Origin of the sequence: Dyella sp. OK004, assembly GCF_900114495.1 — a bacterium.
Taxonomy (GTDB): domain Bacteria; phylum Pseudomonadota; class Gammaproteobacteria; order Xanthomonadales; family Rhodanobacteraceae; genus Dyella_D.
The window spans coordinates 1,061,363-1,078,649 of sequence record NZ_FOZI01000002.1 but is presented as its reverse complement, the minus strand read 5'-3'; the positions used below and the strand labels follow the sequence as shown (position 1 = coordinate 1,078,649).

Here is a 17,287-nt window from a genome sequence, read left to right as displayed (position 1 = left end):
CTCAGTTCACCTCTCGCGTTGCTTCGGCGGCTTGATATGCGGCGCGTCCGCGCGGGCCATGGAAATAGGCCTGCACCCAGGGATCGTCGGTGGCAGCCACCACTTCGAGACGGTCGCACACCAGTACTTTCTTCTGCGACAGCACGGCCACGCGGTCGCAGATGGTGTAGAGCGTGTCCAGGTCGTGAGTGACCAGGAACACGGTCAACCCCAACGCGTTGCGCAGGGTCAGGATCAATTGGTCAAAGGCCGCTGCGCTGATCGGATCCAGGCCGGCGGTGGGCTCATCCAGGAACAGAATCTCCGGGTCCAGCGCCAGCGCGCGGGCCAATGCCGCACGCTTCACCATGCCGCCGGACAGCTCGGACGGATATTTGCGTTCGGTGCCTTGCGGCAAGCCGGCCAAAGCAAGCTTCACCCCGGCTAGCGATTCGGCCTCGACGCGCTTGAGGCCGGCATGTTCGATCAGCGGCATCGCGACGTTCTCGGCGATATTCTGCGACGAGAACAGCGCGCCGTTCTGGAACAGCACACCGAAGTGGCGCTCCACTTGCGAGCGGCGTTCCGGTGAAAGGGACAGCAGATCCTCGCCGAACACATGTACCCGGCCGGAGGTTGGGCGGCGCAAGCCGACGATGGTGCGCAGCAAGACGGATTTGCCGGTACCGGAGCCGCCGACGACGCCGAGGATTTCGCCGCGGCGCACGTCCAGGTTCAGATGTTCGTGCACGATCTGGCTGCCGAAGCGGTTGGTCAGGTCGCGCACCTGGATTACGTCGTCGTCGGCCGGTGCAGCAGCGGGCATGGCGTTCACCAGTTCATCTCCATAAAGAACAGGGCCGCCAGTGCGTCGAGCAGGATCACCACAAAGATCGACTGCACCACGCTGGAGGTGGTGTGTTCGCCCACCGACTGCGCACTGCCGCTGACCTTGAAGCCTTCGAGGCAACCGATCACCGCGATCAGGAAAGCGAACACGGGGGCCTTGACCATGCCAACCAAGAAGTGGCGTACGCCGATATCGCTCTTCAATAAATTGAGGAACATCGCCGGCGAGATATCCAGCACCAGCGCGCAGACCACGCCGCCGCCGATGATGCCAGCCATCATGGCGAGGAAGGTGAGCAGCGGGAGCGAGACAAGCAGTGCCAGCACGCGCGGCAACACCAGTAGTTCCATGGGGTCCAGGCCCATGGCGCGGATGGCGTCGATTTCCTCGTTCGCTTTCATCGAGCCGATCTGTGCGGTGAAGGCGCTCGCAGTGCGGCCGGCCATCAGGATGGCGGTGAGCAGCACGCCAAATTCTCGCAGGAACGAGAACGCCACCAGATCCACCGTATAGATAGTGGCGCCGAAATCGGCGAGCACGGTGGAGCCGAGAAAGGCCACCACCGCACCGACCATGAAGGTAAGGAGGGCCACGATCGGCACCGCATCCAACCCGGTCTGCTCGATATGCGACACCAGCGAGGTGATCCGCCAGCGGCGAGGCCGGGGCAGGGTGCGGGCCAGCGATTCGAGGGTGAGTCCGATAAAGCCGAGCAGTTGCAGCTGCTGGTGCCAGACGCTCTCCATAGCCCGTCCGATGCGGGCCAGCAACTCGGTAACGACGGAGCTTTTGGGTCTGCTCGGGGGCCGGCCATAAGCGTTCAGCGCGGTGCCTACGGTCTGCAGTAATGCTCGCCGGGCGGCCGGCAGGTTCGGGGCTTCGCGCGCCAGATCGCCGATGCGTTTGGCGCCCAGCAGACGGACCAGTAGTGAGGCACCGGCTGTGTCCACCTCGCCTAGTGCTGCCAGGTCGACCTGGGTGTCGTCAGCCAACGGCTGGGTCTGCGCATCAACCTTGCGTTCCAGATCGGCGTAATGGGCCAGCGTCCAATCGCCCGCGACGCGCAAACGGGGAGGCTGCGCGCCGGCATCGAGTTCCGCGCTTCCTGTCGCCGTCGATGTGCTCATTGGCGAAATCTTATATGCACCGGAGGCTTCATGGACGATATCCGCTTATGAAACTTCAGTGCGCCGGGTGTGCACCTGCATGGTCTGGACACGTTATTCAAACCCCATTTCGGGTAGATTCCCCAAACTTCGGCGTTTGACCCGTACAGACCCGCGCAGGTCGCGAAGCTGGGCAGCGAGCGTGCCTCACTCCAGCTTGGTGTTGGGCGGGCTGTCTATTTCATCAAGCATTTGGCCTATTACATGCAACAACTTTCCCATCTGGACGCGCTCGAGGCTGAGAGCATCCATATATTTCGTGAAACGGCGGCCGAGTTCGGGCGTCCGGTGATGCTGTACTCCATCGGCAAGGATTCGTCCGTACTGTTGCATCTGTTGCGCAAGGCTTTTTTTCCCGCGAAGCCCCCCATGCCGCTGCTGCATGTGGATACCACCTGGAAGTTCCGGGAGATGATTGCTTTCCGCGACCGTATCGCTGCGGAGGGAGGGGTCGACGTATTGGTATACGTCAATGAAGAGGGCCTGCTTCAGGGGATCTCGCCATTGACGCACGGCGCTGCGGTGCATACCGACGTCATGAAGACCGCGGCTTTGAAACAGGCTTTGGACAAATATGGATTCGATGCGGCCATAGGCGGGGCCCGCCGCGATGAGGAGAAGTCGCGTGCCAAGGAGCGCATTTTTTCCTTTCGAAATGCACAGCATCGCTGGGACCCCAAGAGTCAGCGGCCGGAGCTGTGGCACACATACAACACCCGGATACATAAGGGCGAAAGCGTGCGGGTATTTCCGTTGTCAAACTGGACCGAGCTCGACGTGTGGCGCTACATCCAGCGCGAAAACATTCCTGTCGTCCCGCTGTATTTTGCCAAGCCTCGTCCAGTCATCGAGCGGGATGGCGCGTTGATCATGGTGGACGATGATCGTTTCACCTTGCGCGAGGGGGAAAAGGTCGAAATGCGCAGCGTGCGTTTTCGCACGCTCGGGTGCTATCCCTTGACCGGTGCCGTGGAATCGTCGGCATCCACTCTGGAAGAGATCATCGATGAAATGCTTCGCTCTCGCAGCTCGGAGCGACAGGGACGTGTGATCGATCATGACGCGGCGGCATCTATGGAGCGCAAGAAGCAAGAGGGATACTTCTAATGGCGTCCGCAATGCATGATCAGGCTGTCCCGGCGCAACGAGAGAAGGAACTGTTGCGCTTCATCACGTGTGGCAGTGTCGACGACGGCAAGAGCACCTTGTTGGGGCGTCTGCTGTATGACGCCGGCTTGGTTCCGGACGATCAGCTCGCAGCTCTAGCCCGCGATAGCCGAAAGATACACGCGGACTCCCCGGGAAAGCTCGACTTTTCCCTGCTCACCGATGGTCTGGATGCAGAGCGTCAGCAAGGCATCACCATTGATGTGGCGTACCGCTATTTCAGCACGGCACGCCGGAGTTTCATCGTGGCCGATTGCCCGGGGCATGAGCAGTACACCCGTAATATGGCGACTGGTGCATCGACGGCCGGCTTGGCAGTGATGCTGGTTGACGCGCGCAAGGGTTTACTCGCACAGACCCGCCGCCATACGTATATCTGTGCGTTGCTTGGCGTGCGTCGGGTCATTCTGGCGGTTAATAAAATGGATCTGGTTGACTATCGCCAGGACATCTTCGATGCCATCTCCACAGAGTATGGCGAGCTTGCCAGAAACCTGGGTATAGCAACGGTGCATAGCCTTCCCGTGGTCGCTCCGGATGGGGACAACGTGGGTACCCGATCGTCGCACATGGCCTGGTATCAGGGGGCATGTTTGCTGGAAATGCTGGATTCGGTGGATGTCCCCTCTGAGACATCGACTGACTTCCGCATGCCGGTGCAATGGGTCAACCGCCCGGATCATTCGTTTAGGGGTTATGCGGGCACAATCCGAGGCGGAACGATTGCAGTGGGCGGCGAGATCGTGGCGCAGCCGGGCATGCAGCGGGCCAGAGTGGAACGCATTGTGACCGCGGATGGCGATCTTCCCGAGGCGAGCGAAGGGCAGGCGGTGACATTCACTTTCGACCGGGAGATCGACGTCAGTCGAGGTGACGTTATCGCCGACGCCATGCGCCCGGCCCCGATGTCGGACCAGTTTGCCGTCCACCTGCTTTGGATGGGGGACGCCGCGCTGCTGCCCAATCGAACCTACTGGCTAAAGATCGGTGCGCGTACCGTCAATGCCAGAGTGACGGCGATCAAGCACAAAGTGGACGTCAATACGCAGGCCGAACTGGCTGCCCGGAGACTAGAGCTAAACGAGGTTGGCTATTGCAATATCGATCTCGATCACGCGATTGCCTTCGAAGCGTACGCAACTAACCGCACCTTGGGCGGCTTTATCCTGATCGATCGCCAGACCCACGCGACCGTGGCATGCGGGATGCTGGACTTCGCTTTGCGCCGCGCGACTAATGTGCATTGGCAGCATCTGGATCTCGACAAGCGCACGCGTGGCCTTAGCAAGGGGCAGATGCCGCGCTGTCTGTGGTTCACCGGGTTGTCTGGCGCCGGCAAGTCCACCATCGCCAATCTGGTCGAGCGGCGGCTCCATGCTTTGGGGCGCCATACCTATCTTCTCGATGGTGACAATTTGCGCCATGGTCTCAACAAGGATCTCGGTTTTACTGCTGAGGCGCGGGTGGAGAACGTGCGCAGGGTGGCGGAGGTGGCGCACTTGTTGGTTGATGCGGGCCTGATTGTCCTGGTATGCGTCATCTCTCCGTTCTGCAGCGAGCGGGAATTCGCACGCGACCTGTTCACGCCGGGCGAGTTCGTCGAGGTGTTCGTCGACACTCCGTTGGTCGAGTGTGAGCGGCGCGATCCCAAAGGGCTTTACCAGAAGGCGCGTGCAGGGCTCATTCGCAACTTCACTGGCATCGATTCGCCTTATGAAAGGCCGGACTCGCCTGAGCTGCATCTACTGTCCGGCGACGCGCAGGCGGAACAGCTGGCGGAGCAGGTGGTGTCGTATCTGTTGGTGAGCGAGGCGGCGGCGCCCGGCTAGTAATGAGCGCATACGGCGCCGGATGGAGTGGTGGTCAGGTTCCTTGGTGCGCAGCGGCTTGGATTGCCCTGGGACGCCAGCGATAATGCGCCTTTTCCCCCAGGCGCCACCGCGATGACCGAGAAGACCGTACTCAACGCCACCCACCGTGCGCTCGGCGCACGCATGGTCGATTTCGGCGGCTGGGACATGCCCATCAACTACGGTTCGCAGATTGAGGAGCATCACGCCGTGCGTCGCGACGCCGGCATGTTCGATGTCTCCCACATGACGGTGATCGACCTGCATGGCACCCGTGCGCGCGAGTTCCTGCGCCACTTGCTCGCCAACAGCGTGGACAAGCTGAAGGTGCAGGGCAAGGCGCTGTATTCCTGCATGCTCAACGAGCAGGGCGGGGTGATCGACGACCTGATCGTCTACTTCTTCGACGAGCAGCACTTCCGCCTGGTGGTGAATGCCGCCACGCGCGCCAAGGATCTGGCATGGATCGAGCAGCAGGCCAAGGCCTTCGGTGTGGAAGTGAAGGAGCGCCCCGACTTCGCCATGATCGCCGTGCAGGGTCCGAACGCCCGCGACAAGGTGATCGGCCTGCTTCACGAGGTGGACAGCGGGCGTATCCGCAAGCTTGGCAAGTTCGCCGCCGCCGCCGCCCAGGGGCCGCACGGCATGCCGCTGTTCATTGCGCGCACCGGCTATACCGGTGAGGACGGCTTCGAAATCATCGTGCCGGAAGATCACGCCGTGGCGTTGTGGGAGGCGCTGGCCGCTGCCGGCGTGGCGCCTGCTGGCCTGGGCGCGCGCGACACGCTGCGCCTGGAGGCCGGCATGAATCTGTATGGCCAGGACATGGACGAGACCGTCTCGCCGTGGGAAGCCAACCTTGGCTGGACCATCGCCCTCGATGAAGGCCGCGACTTCATCGGCCGCAAGGTGCTGGAGGCGCAGAAGGCCGCTGGCGTGAAGCGCGTGATGGTCGGTCTGGTGCTGGATGAAAAGGGCGTGCTGCGCCATAGCCAGAAGGTGATCACCGCTGGCGGCGAGGGCGAGATCCTGTCTGGCAGCTTTGCGCCCACCCTCAACAAGGCGGTTGCCTTTGCGCGTATTCCGGCCGGCGAGCCGGGCGAGGTGCGCGTGGATATCCGCGGTCGCGAAGTGCCGGTACGCCTGGTGAAGTACCCCTTCGTGCGCGACGGCAAAGCCTGCGAAGGCATCTGATCCAAAGAGACGTTTTGCCATCCGGGTGAAGTGGCTAGAATGGCCGCCCATCCCTCCACGAACGCTAACGACTGGACCCGATCATGAGCGAGATTCCCGGCGATCTGAAGTTTCTCAAGTCCCACGAGTGGGCCCGTGTCGAAGACAACGGCCTGGTGCGTGTGGGTATCTCCAACCATGCTCAGGAAGCGCTCGGCGACCTGGTTTACGTCGAGCTGCCTGAGATCGGCGCGAGCGTGAAGGCAAACAACGCCGCCGCCGTGGTCGAGTCGGTTAAGGCCGCTTCCGACATCTATTCGCCGGTGTCGGGCGAAGTAGTCGAGGTCAACGAAGGGCTGGCCGACAAGCCGGAAACCATCAACGAAGATGCTTATGGCGAAGGCTGGATTTTCGTGGTGAAAATCAGTGATCGCGAAGAGCTCAACGAGCTGCTCGATGCCGACGCTTATGCGGAAGTGATCGAGAACGAAGATCACTGATCGCGTCGAGTAGGTGTTCGAACGACGGCCGCGCAAGCGGCCGTCGGCATGTTGGAGGAGGTGGCTGCGCAGGTGTGTGAGAGCGTGTTCCGGGCGATCGATGTAGGGTCGCGAATCGGATCGCCGACCTAGCGCGAGGTGATCTCGGGGGTGTTTCGGGGCCGGATCGGCGGGTCGTGGCGACCGGAAAGTGCGGCCGCCAGTCGACATCCATTCATGCGCCGAAATCCGCTTTCCGGGGTGCCTGCAAGCCCTTCAATACCAAGGGGTTGTACGACTTGCCGTCCATACGCGAGTAGTTTCACGCGGCGCGAGAAAACCCTTGTTTTATGCGGGTTTTATGCGGTTTTTGCTTTTGAAGGTATTAATCTGTTTGGGTGTTTAGACGTCCAACCAGATAACCCCATATATGCCCGCAATGCCTTGTGGAGCAGGGCTTCCGGGCCGGATGGGGTAGGTGAGGCGGATTGATTTCATGATTAAAATCAATTGACAGCTGAAATATTCGGGAATAGCTTTCGCTCCAGATAACGGGGAACAGGCGTTATGGCATCATCGAAATTCATCAAACCGTACATCGAGCACGGTGAAAAAGCCGGAGCAGTACGCAAGATCACGGTCTCCATTCCGCTGCACGTCCTGCAGCCTCTGTCGGACGAACGTACCCGTCGTCAAGTCAACAATTTAAGGCACGCCACAAATAGCGATCTGCTGGTTGAGGCGTTCCTGCATGCTTTTACTGGGCAACCACTGCCAACTGATGAGGAGCTGAGACGAACTATGGCCACTGCCAAGAAAGCCACGAAGAAAGCTGCAAAGAAACCGGCCGCTAAGAAGGCCGTCCGCAAGACCGCCGCTAAGAAGGCTGCCACCAAGAAGCCGGCAGCCAAGAAGGCTGTCCGCAAGGTCGCCAAGAAGGCTGCTGCCAAGAAGCGTCCGGCAGCTGCCAAGAAGGCCACTGCCAAGAAAGTCGCTGTGAAGAAGGTTGCCAAGAAGGCCGTCAAGAAGGCTGCCAAGAAGCGCACCGTGAAGAAGGCCGCTGCTGCCAAGGTGGTCAAGGCCACCAAGACCGCTAAGGCCAAGACCGCCAAGGCTAAGAAGTAAGCACTACTAGAACTAAGCCGTACCGATTTCTCTCCCTGCGGTGCCCAGCGCAGGGAGGGCACTTCGAAAGAACGATTCGTCCCGGCCTATGCCGGGACGCTTCGTTTCAGGGGTTGGAAAAACCGCTCAGCCCCATGTTAGATCGTTTGGCGCCGCCGCGTCATCTAGCGCAATCCGTTTACCGGCACCGTGAAGCTACGCGCGATTTGCTGTCATGCTTCATTGCGGTTACCTTTCGCACATCCGCGCCGCGGCGAGCCTGGGGAGGTTTGCCGCTCCTGGATTCACAGGGGGAAAAAGCGCGGGTATCTGATGCCACTCAGCGAGAGACCATGGATACCCGATATATCCGTCATGCGCGTCGACACGCGCGGGGGGCTGTGCAGCCCGTTGTCATTGCGATCCTCATCGTCATTGCCGTACTGGCAGCAGCGGCGTGGTTCCTCATCATTAAGCCGCACCAGGATCTGGTGCAGGCCGATGCCGGCGGTCATCCGTCGACACCGGTATCGTCCGGTCGCGAAGCACCGCCACCACCGGCCAACGTGGAGGCGATGAGCCTCAATCAGCTGCTGTCCGAGGCGCGTCGCGCCATGAACGAGCAACGCCTGCTGGCTCCCGCCGGCAATAATGCGTTCGAGTTCTATCTGAAGGTGCTGCAGAAGCAGCCCGGCAATCAGGTGGCGACCGATGCCCTGCGCGAGACCTTCCCGTTCGCGGCCACCGCGGCCGAGCAGGCGATCAACCAACGTGACTTCGCCGAGTCGCAGCGCCAGATTGACCTGCTGGCCAAGGCCGATCCCGCCAACTACACGCTAACTATCCTGCGTTCCAAGCTGGACGCTCAGCGCAAGCTGATGGATCGCGAGCAGCAGCTGGCCGCGGACAAGGAGAAGCAGCAGCAATTGGCCGCGCAGAAGGTTGTTACAGACAAGGCGGAGGCCGACAAGCTGGCCGAGCAAAAGGTGCAGCAGGCAGCCGCCGAGCAGCGTCAGGCGCAGCAGGCGCGTCTGGCCCAGCAGCAACAGGCCGAGGCGGCGCGCCAGCAGGCGAGCACGAGCGCTACGCCCGCGGCGGGTGGCGGCGATACCGGTGTTGCTGGCACGCATGCCGCCGTGCTGGTCAAGAACACGCCGCCGCGTTACCCGACTGCCGCCATGCGCGCCAATCAGGAAGGCTGGGTGGAGCTGGCCTTTACCATCACCGCGGATGGCAGCGTCAATGATGTGAAGGTGATCGACGCGCAGCCGCGCCACGTTTTCGATCGCGCGGCGATCGATGCGGTCACCCGCTGGAGGTATCAGCCGGCGACACAGGACGGCTCGCCGGTGGCGTCGAACAAGCGTCAGCGCATCGAGTTCAAGCTGTAACCGGCCCCCTGGTTACCGTCGCAAAGCTTAAAGAGGCACTGCATGGAAACATGCAGCGCCTCTTTCTTTGTCCTGGTTCCGTCAGCCGGGGCCGGATGAAACGAAAGTCAGTGCTTGCGCCCGCGCTTGCTGGCCTTGCCGCCACGCTTCGCCTTGCCCTTGCTGGGCGCTGCTTTGGTGGTTCCTGCCGGAGTCTCGCTCTCCACACCGGCCCAGTCCTCGTGTTCCAGGCCCAGCATGCTGTCGAACACCATCGGCATCAGGCCCGAGGGCATTGGGCTGGCCGAGTTCCACATGGTCACCACGCCCGCACGGTACTTCGGGAAGAAGCCGATCATGGTGCGATAGCCCTCCACCGCACCGGCGTGGAAGATCAGGGTCTCGCCGCCGTACTGGAACACGCGCCAGCCGAGCGCGTAGCTTGCTGCGCTGAGGCGCTCGCGGCGCCAGGGCGTGGAGCGCAGCTCCACCGGCGTCGCTACCTCCGGCGTGTGCAACGTCTGCAGCAGGTTGGGCGACAGGACGTCTGGACGTCCACCCATCTGCGCGATCAGCCACTGCTCCATGTCGCGCAGGCTGGCGTTGACGCCGGCCGCCGGCGCGACGCGATAGTAGGCTTCCTTCGGCTCGAACGGACGCCAGCCGCCGGGGCCTGAGGGGCGGTGCGGGCGCGCCCAGCTCGGACTCGACTCCAGCGCTTCGCGACCGTAGCTGGCCGTCTTCATGCCCAACGGGAAGAAGATCCGCTTGTCCACTTGGCGATAGAAGAAGTCGCCAGTCATGGCGTAGACCACGTCGCCGATCATGCTGAAGGCGACGTTCTGGTAGCCGTAGCACTGGCCGACCGCGCAGGTCATGTCGACCTCGTCGAGCCTGCGTACCAGCTCTTCGTACGACACGTCGCCCTCGAGCATGTTGTCGTAGGTATTGCGCGGCAGGCCCAGGCGCTGGCCCAGGATGTCGCGCACGGTGGCCTTTTCCGCCGCCGTCGCATCCTTGAGCTTGAAGAACGGCAGCACGTCGGCGAGCTTGGTATCCCAGCTCAGCTTGCCGTCGTTGACCAGTACACCGGTGACCGCTGTGGCGAAGGCTTTCGACAGCGAGGCCAGGCGGAACACCGTTTCCGGTGTGATCGCTTCCTGCGTCGTCGCATTGGCGTAGCCGAGGGTGTGTTCGTAGACCACCTTGTCGTCGATCACTACGGCGGTGGCGAGGCCGGCTACCGCATGGCGTTGTTCGAGCCGCTCGAGCCATTCCTGGTAAGCGGCGAGGGTGGTCTTGATCCGCTCGGGAGGCAGGTGCTGTGGCGCCGTTGTGGCGCTCTGCATGGCAACCTGCGCAGGCTCGGCAGCATGGGCGAAAAGCGGGGCGCTGGAGGAGCCAAGCGCGCCGGCGATCAGTAGGAAAATCTTGCGAAACTGCATGCTGCTCTGGCGTGGTAAGGGCGCGAGGTGTGCCCAGGAACTGAGGATGGGCCAGCCAGCTTGACGATGGGGCCGGTGGCGCTTGTTCCGATTGTCGTGTACTTCGGAGCGCTCCACAACGGACTGATGGTTAGCCCTGCAACACCGGGCTTGTCTCTATACAGGTCCATCAGCAGCCAGTTCGTTAGCATTGTCGACTCCCCTGCTGAGTTGCTCCAGCATTGAGCGCTCCCGGTTACCTGCCCGACGAAGTTGGACACGAAACAGGGTTGTTTGTTCATGTCATGGGGAGGTCCCTGACGCTCCGCCGGTCATCAGCGCGCTCGCCCGCTCCGCGATCATGATGGTCGGAGCGTTGGTGTTGCCGGTGATCAGTGTCGGCATGACCGAGGCATCGACCACGCGCAGGCCATCGATGCCTTGCACACGCAACTCGCTGTCCAGCACCGCTTCGCCGCCGCGTCCCATGCGGCAGGTGCCGACCGGGTGATAGATGGTTTCCGCACGGCGACGGATGAAATCGGCGTAGTCGGCGTCGCTGCGCATGTCGCGCGCAGGCTGAACCGGCTTGCCGCGAAAGGCATCGAATGGTGCCTGGGCGAGAATGTCACGCGAAAGCTTGGCTGCCTCGATCATCAGTTTCAGGTCATGGCCTTCCGGATCGCTCACATAGTTCGCCTCGATGCCGATCGGCTGCGCTGGATCAGCCGAGCGCAGGCGCAGCCGGCCACGGCTGCGCGGATGCAGGTAGCAGGCGTGGACGGTGTAGCCGTGGCCGGGCATGGCGCGGGCGCCGTGGTCGTCCAACTGGGCTGGGATGAAATGGAACTGGATGTCGCAGCGCTCGTCCGGCGCGAAGCGGCTGCGCGCGAAGCCACCGGCTTCGGCCGCATTGGAGCTGCCGATGCCGTCGCGATGGCGCAGGTAGCGCAGCGCCACAGCGCCGTCGTTGAGGTGGTCGAAGGTGGCCTTGCTGGTGGTGCCGGTAACGGTACAGATGTCCAGGTGATCCTGCAGATGCGCACCCACATGAGGCTGGTCGAGCTGGACCGGGATACCATGCTCGCGCAGGTGATCGGCCGGGCCGATACCAGAGAGCATCAGTAACTGGGGTGTATTGATGGCGCCGGCAGCCAGGATCACTGCGCCCGCTTCGATGCGCCCATGCTTGAACTGTACGCCGGTCGCGCGCCCGTTCTCGATCAGTATTCGCTCGATCAGTGCGCCGGTACGGACCTCCAGATTGCTCCGCTGCATGACAGGATGCAGATAGGCCGTCGCGGCCGAGCAGCGTGCACCATCGCGCTGGGTGACCTGGTATAGGCCGAAGCCGTCCTGTCGTTCGCCATTGAAGTCGGGATTGCGCGCATAACCGGCGCTGACCCCCGCCTCGATGAAAGCCGTTGAGAGTTCGCTGTGATAACGCAGGTCATCGACGCCGAGTGGCCCGCCGCTACCGTGCAGAAGACCCGCGCCGCGCTGGTTGTCTTCGCTGCGCAGAAACCATGGCAGGACTTGCTCCCAGCTCCAGCGTGCATCGCCGGTGGCGGTGGCCCAGGCATCGTAGTCCGCGGCTACGCCGCGGATGTAGCACATGGCGTTGATGGCGCTGGAGCCGCCCAGCGTTTTGCCACGCGGCCACCACAGACGGCGTTGCCCTAGCTGCGCCTCGGGTTCGGTGCGGTAGCCCCAGTTGATCGAGTGGCTGCCGTAGAGCCGCCGCAGGCCGCGCTGGTCGCCGACCAGCTTGGCGAGACCGGCAGGCATATGGATCAGCGGATTCCAGTCGCGCGGGCCGGCTTCGAGCAAGAGCACGCGCTTGCCCGGCTGCGCGCTGAGCCGGTTGGCCAGCACGCAGCCGGCGGAACCGGCACCAACGATCACGTAGTCGTAGTCCATCCGCTTCCCCGCTTGGCTCGCCGACGTGGCCGTCATAGTCGCATGCTAGGCTTCGCCGCGACCCATGCAGGATGCCTCCCGGTGAACCCGTCCCGACATGCCGCGACAGAGCAGGCCCAGGCCTCCGTGCTCTCCGCGCTGGCCTTCTTTTTTGTAATGACGGCCTACTACATCGTTCGCCCGGTGCGTGACCAGCTAAGCGGTGCGGTGGGATCGCAATCGCTGCCGCTGTTCTACGGGGTGGTGTTCCTGGTGATGCTGCTGTTGACGCCGCTGTTCGGCATGCTGGTGGCACGTTTCAATCGCAAGCAGTTGCTGGGGTGGAGCTACAGTTTCTTCGTGCTTTGCCTGATCGCCTTCGTGCCGGCCTTCGTTGCACAGGATCACATCGGTGCGCGCCAGCTCGGCGTGGTGTTCTACGTCTGGGTGAGCGTGTTCAACCTGTTCGTGGTGTCGCTGTTCTGGAGCTTCATGGCGGACATCTTCGGCAGCCTGGAGGCGCGCAAGGTGTTCCCGCTGATCGCGCTGGGCGGCATGGCGGGAGCCATCTTCGGTCCCATCATCACCAAGCTGCTGGTGCAGTTGATCGGCGTGGCCTTGCTGCTGGTGGTGTCAGCGGCAGCCCTGCTGCTGGCGCTGGGCCTGTTGTTACGGCTTTCGGCCCAGCAAGAGCGTCGCGACGGCTATGCGCAGCAGAGCGAGCCGGTGGGTGGCTCGCTGTGGGCTGGCGTGAAAGAACTCTGGTCGCGGCCCTTCCTGCGCTACATGGCGATCCTGATGCTGCTCGGCGACGGTATCGGGACGTTGGCCTATGCGCTGATGGCGGACTACGCGAAAGCGCATTTCCATGACAACGTGGCGCGTACCTCGTTCTATAACGACCTGGATCTGGTCACCAATCTCCTGGGCGCGGTATTGCAGCTGACCCTTACGCGCTGGCTGATGATTCGCCATGGCGCGGGCTGGGGCCTGGTGGTGCCGGCGCTGGTGAATCTGGCTTTGCTGTTGGCGGTGGTGGGCCTGGGTATCAGCGATGTCTCGTTGCTGGGATTCAGCGCGCCGATGCTGGCGGTGATGATGGTGGGCTCACGCGGCTTCGCCTATGGCATGACCAAGCCTGCGGTGGATGCGTTGTATACCCGCGTGCCGCGCGAGACACGCTATAAGGGCAAGAACTTCGTCGAGACGGCGGTGTGGCGTTTTGGGGACGTGCTGGTCACCAGTGGTGTCAGTGTGTTGGGCAAGTTTGGCGTGGGTGTGGCCGGCATGGCTGCAATAGGCGCAGGCGTGTCGGTCTGTGCGACCTGGGTAGCGCGCCGCGCAGGCCATTCGCCAGACTTGTTGCCGGAGCCAGAGGCTGTCGCTTCGCCGGAGCACGCGCCACCGGCGGAAGCCTGATCTTCAAAAGGTTAACCTTCAGCTGGTGATATAGCGCTGCAGCTGCTCGATCTGCTCGGCCTGTGCGTCGATCACCGCCTTCACTAGATCGCCGATCGAGATCACGCCGACCACGCGGTTCTTTTCAACCACGGGCAAATGACGGATGCGGCTGTCGGTACACAGGCGCATGCAGTCGAACACGTCGGTGTCGGGGCTGACGGTGAGTGCCGGACTACTCATAATTTCCGATACGGCCGTCTGTGCGGACGAGCGCCCTTGCAGGATCACCTTGCGCGCATAGTCGCGCTCGGAAACGATGCCGACCAATTGTTCGCCGCGCATTACCAGCAAGGCGCCGACGCGCCGCTCGGCCATATGTTTGATCGCTTCCAGCACCTGTGCTTCCGGTGCGATGCTGAAGATCTGACTGCCCTTGCCTTCCAGCAAATGCTTGACCTGACGCATGCCTGAGCCTCCGGAATGGACCGTGGACTACCGCTTGCCCGCAGTTTACCGCTGCCGCGCGGTTCAGGTGTAGCGGCTGCGTGAAGCCTCAGTGCCGTCCCGCGGGAGGGCGCTGTTCCTCAATGAAATACAGCGGCCGCTGCTTGCTTTCGGCGTAGTTGCGGCCGAGGTATTCGCCGATCACACCCAGCGCCAGCAGCTGTACGCCGCCCAGGAACAGGATTACCAGCATCAAGGTGGGGTAGCCGCGAACGGGGTCGCCGTAGACCAGCGACTTGGTCAGCACCCACAAACCATAGGCGAAGGCGAGCACGGATGCGCTCACGCCGGTCCAGGTGGCGAGGCGCAGCGGCGCGGTGGAGAACGAGGTAATACCTTCCACCGCCAGCTGGGTCAGGCGCCAGTAATTCCATTTGGTCTTGCCGGCTTGGCGTGGCTCGCGCAGGTAATGCACCGCTGTCTGGCGGTAGCCGATCCAGGCGAACAGCCCCTTCATGAAACGCTGCCGTTCGCGTAGCTGCCGCAGGGCCTCCAGCGCGCGGCGGGAGAGCAGACGGAAGTCGCCCGTATCGCGCGGGATAGCGGTGTCGGAGAGCTTCTCCATGCTGCGATAGAACGCGGCCGAGGTGAATTTCTTGAAGCCGGTTTCGCCGGCGCGCGCACTGCGGGTGGCGTAGACCACGTCATAACCGGCCCGCCATTGATCGACCAGCGCCGGGATCAGCTCAGGCGGATCCTGCAAGTCGGAGTCAATCACCACCACGGCATCCGCGTCGGCCTGATCGAGGCCGGCGGTCATGGCGGCTTCTTTGCCGAAATTGCGGGAGAGCTTCAGCGCGCCGGTGCGCGGATCGCGCTGGGTGAGGGACTCGATGATGTCCCAGGTACGGTCGCTGCTGCCGTCGTCGACATAGAGCACGCTGCTATCCAGCGGCAGTTCGTCGAGTACGCGGGCCAGCCGCTGGTGGAAGGCTTCCAGCACGGCGGCTTCGTTGTAGGCGGGAACGATGACGGTGAGCAGAGGCATCGGCAGGACCGTAAAAACAATCGGCGCATGCTAGCGGAGTACCCGCAAGTCAGCGAGCGCCAGGGCCGCGCCTTCAGCGCTGACGATGTACCTGTGCTTCCTGGTTGCCTTGCAAATAGCCCGGGCCGCCCAGTTGCCCCATCTGCTGCTGGATCCAGTTGGCGCGCCCGAGCACGTAGGGACTTGGGCGATCGACCCGGAAGCGCTGGGGATTGGGTAGCACCGCAGCCAGCCGCGCCGCTTGCGCAGCACTCAGGCGCGATGGTGGTGTGCGGTAAAACGCGTCGCTGGCCGCTGCCACGCCATAAATGCCATCGCCGAGCTCGGCGATGTTCATGTACACCTCGAGGATGCGCTGCTTGGGCCAGGTCAGCTCGATCAGTACAGTGAAATACGCTTCCAGCCCCTTGCGCACGAAGCTGCGGCCATTCCACAGGAACAGGTTCTTCGCCGTCTGTTGGCTGATGGTGCTGGCGCCGCGCAGCCGCTTGCCTTCATCGGCGGCGTCCATCGCATCCTGGATGGAGTCGAAGTCGAAGCCGTGGTGGAACGGGAATTTCTGATCCTCACCAGCCACCATCGCCATGGGCACGTAGGGAGAGACCTGCGACCACGGTACCCAGCGATGGCGCAGCTGGAAATCCTTCTCGCCATGGATCCATGCGCTCAGCTGGCGCTCCATCATCACGGCCGATGTCCATGGCGGCGCAAAACGGAACACCAGTACCACTAGCCAGCTGAGCGCGAACCACGACAGCACGAGGATCGCGAGTGAACGCAGCAGGCGGGTGGGCAGAGGGCGTCGTTGGCGCATGAGGGCAATGGCTGGGAAGTCGCGGCAGTATAAATGTCGTGGCCCCGGGGCGATCGCCAGCGGTCGGGCCGGGGATTGGCATACACTCCGGATCTTTCCCGGCCGTCGGTGCTACGGCGACCCCCGTCGCGGTCCTTGCGAGACCGTTGCCGTTGAAACGGCGCTTGCGCCTGGCCCTGGGTGTCCCCATCTATCGCGCCTTGGCTTGTGAGGTTGAATCCTGTGGAAACTGTGCTTGTTGAAGACGTGCTGCACCGCTTTCTGCTCGAGCGAGCCGGTGTGCGCGGCGTGCTGGTGCGACTCGGCGCGGCGTGGCGCGAAGTGGCCAGCCGTGCGGACTATCCACCGGCGCTGCGTGCGTTGCTTGGCCAGTCGCTGACGGCCAGCGCATTGCTGACCGGCAATATCAAGCTGGAAGGTGCGCTGTCGATCGAGCTGAAGAGCAGCGGCGCGCTGCGCCTGCTGTTCGCCGAATGCAACGATCACGGGCGCCTGCGTGGCCTGGCGCGCTGGAGCGAGCCGCTGCCTGATCCGCTGGAGCTGGCCAAGCTGCCTGACGCCATCATGGCGATCACCATCGGTCACGCCGAGCGCGGACAGCGCTACCAGGGTCTGGTCGATTTGCAGCATCCGGATCTGATCGGCGCGCTGGAGAACTATTTCAGCCAGTCCGAACAGCTGCCAGCCAAGATTCTGTTGGCGGCGAATGGCGATCATGCCATGGGCCTGATGTTGCAAAAGCTGCCAGGCGAAGGTGGCCACGATGCGGTGGAAGACGAAGACGCATGGCCGCGCATCCTGCATCTGGCGGCCACCCTGAGCAATGAAGAAATGCTGGCGACGGCACCGGAGCAGTTGTTGTATCGCCTGTTCCATGACGAGTCGGTGCGTCTGTTCGAGCCGCGCTCGCTCGCCTTCGGTTGTAGCTGTTCGCGCGAGCGTGTGGAGGCCGTGCTGCGCTCGCTCGGCCGCGATGAGGTGGAGGCGACTCTGGAAGCGCGCGATGGCGAGATCGAGGTGATCTGCGAGTTCTGCGCGCAGCGCTACACTTTCGATCGTATCGACGCCGAGCAGTTGCTAAGCCAGCCCGGTGTGAGTGCGCCGGATACCGCGCAGTAA

At 62.8% G+C, this 17,287-nt stretch carries 15 protein-coding genes; 8 read left to right on the top strand and 7 right to left on the bottom strand.

The window, feature by feature from the left end:
* Nucleotide 1 precedes the first annotated feature (1 nt).
* Both BM338_RS11445 and BM338_RS11440 read right to left on the bottom strand, forming a co-directional pair.
* Nucleotides 2-805 (bottom strand): ABC transporter ATP-binding protein, encoded by an 804-nt coding sequence (locus BM338_RS11445; protein WP_090451264.1) that lies wholly within the window; start codon nucleotides 803-805, stop codon nucleotides 2-4.
* A 5-nt stretch (nucleotides 806-810) separates the two neighbouring features.
* Nucleotides 811-1,956, bottom strand: a complete 1,146-nt coding sequence (locus BM338_RS11440; protein ID WP_090450992.1) for an ABC transporter permease — start codon at nucleotides 1,954-1,956, stop codon at nucleotides 811-813.
* 243 nt (nucleotides 1,957-2,199) lie between these two features.
* Here BM338_RS11440 and cysD point away from each other — a divergent pair, with 243 nt between their 5' ends.
* The 6 genes from cysD (at nucleotide 2,200) to BM338_RS11410 (ending at nucleotide 9,159) form a co-directional block, all read left to right on the top strand.
* Nucleotides 2,200-3,102 (top strand): sulfate adenylyltransferase subunit CysD, encoded by a 903-nt coding sequence (gene cysD, locus BM338_RS11435; RefSeq protein WP_090450991.1) that lies wholly within the window; start codon nucleotides 2,200-2,202, stop codon nucleotides 3,100-3,102.
* Complete coding sequence (cysC, locus tag BM338_RS11430) at nucleotides 3,102-4,991, top strand: adenylyl-sulfate kinase (protein WP_090450990.1); 1,890 nt, start codon at nucleotides 3,102-3,104, stop codon at nucleotides 4,989-4,991. The genes cysD and cysC overlap by 1 nt, the downstream gene beginning before the upstream one ends.
* Nucleotides 4,992-5,105: 114 nt before the next feature.
* Nucleotides 5,106-6,206, top strand: a complete 1,101-nt coding sequence (gcvT, locus tag BM338_RS11425) for a glycine cleavage system aminomethyltransferase GcvT (protein WP_090450989.1) — start codon at nucleotides 5,106-5,108, stop codon at nucleotides 6,204-6,206.
* An 83-nt stretch (nucleotides 6,207-6,289) separates the two neighbouring features.
* Nucleotides 6,290-6,685, top strand: coding sequence for a glycine cleavage system protein GcvH (gene gcvH, locus BM338_RS11420; protein ID WP_090450988.1), 396 nt, complete (start codon nucleotides 6,290-6,292; stop codon nucleotides 6,683-6,685).
* A 546-nt stretch (nucleotides 6,686-7,231) separates the two neighbouring features.
* Entirely contained in the window at nucleotides 7,232-7,789 is a 558-nt protein-coding gene (gene metJ, locus BM338_RS21890) for a met regulon transcriptional regulator MetJ (RefSeq protein ID WP_090450987.1), read from the top strand.
* A gap of 332 nt (nucleotides 7,790-8,121) precedes the next feature.
* Nucleotides 8,122-9,159 (top strand): energy transducer TonB, encoded by a 1,038-nt coding sequence (locus BM338_RS11410; protein ID WP_090450986.1) that lies wholly within the window; start codon nucleotides 8,122-8,124, stop codon nucleotides 9,157-9,159.
* A gap of 107 nt (nucleotides 9,160-9,266) precedes the next feature.
* Here the strand turns inward: BM338_RS11410 and BM338_RS11405 are convergent, their stop codons facing one another.
* Together BM338_RS11405 and BM338_RS11400 are read right to left on the bottom strand one after the other, a co-directional pair.
* Entirely contained in the window at nucleotides 9,267-10,583 is a 1,317-nt protein-coding gene (locus BM338_RS11405) for a serine hydrolase domain-containing protein (RefSeq protein ID WP_090450985.1), read from the bottom strand.
* 282 nt (nucleotides 10,584-10,865) lie between these two features.
* Nucleotides 10,866-12,482, bottom strand: coding sequence for a GMC family oxidoreductase (locus BM338_RS11400; RefSeq protein ID WP_090450984.1), 1,617 nt, complete (start codon nucleotides 12,480-12,482; stop codon nucleotides 10,866-10,868).
* A 126-nt stretch (nucleotides 12,483-12,608) separates the two neighbouring features.
* On the opposite strand from BM338_RS11400, the gene BM338_RS11395 reads away from it, so the two are divergent.
* On the top strand, nucleotides 12,609-13,880 hold the full coding sequence (locus tag BM338_RS11395; protein ID WP_090451263.1) for an NTP/NDP exchange transporter: 1,272 nt from the start codon (nucleotides 12,609-12,611) through the stop codon (nucleotides 13,878-13,880).
* An 18-nt stretch (nucleotides 13,881-13,898) separates the two neighbouring features.
* Here BM338_RS11395 and BM338_RS11390 read toward each other — a convergent pair whose 3' ends face one another.
* The 3 genes from BM338_RS11390 to mtgA form a co-directional block, all read right to left on the bottom strand.
* Nucleotides 13,899-14,327, bottom strand: a complete 429-nt coding sequence (locus BM338_RS11390) for a CBS domain-containing protein (RefSeq protein ID WP_090450983.1) — start codon at nucleotides 14,325-14,327, stop codon at nucleotides 13,899-13,901.
* 88 nt (nucleotides 14,328-14,415) lie between these two features.
* Complete coding sequence (locus BM338_RS11385; protein WP_090450982.1) at nucleotides 14,416-15,354, bottom strand: glycosyltransferase family 2 protein; 939 nt, start codon at nucleotides 15,352-15,354, stop codon at nucleotides 14,416-14,418.
* Nucleotides 15,355-15,427: 73 nt separating this feature from the next.
* Complete coding sequence (mtgA, locus tag BM338_RS11380) at nucleotides 15,428-16,168, bottom strand: monofunctional biosynthetic peptidoglycan transglycosylase (RefSeq protein ID WP_090450981.1); 741 nt, start codon at nucleotides 16,166-16,168, stop codon at nucleotides 15,428-15,430.
* Nucleotides 16,169-16,390: 222 nt separating this feature from the next.
* Here mtgA and BM338_RS11375 point away from each other — a divergent pair, with 222 nt between their 5' ends.
* Nucleotides 16,391-17,287 carry an Hsp33 family molecular chaperone HslO gene (locus BM338_RS11375; protein WP_090450980.1) on the top strand — a complete coding sequence of 299 codons (897 nt, stop codon included), beginning with the start codon at nucleotides 16,391-16,393 and terminating at the stop codon, nucleotides 17,285-17,287.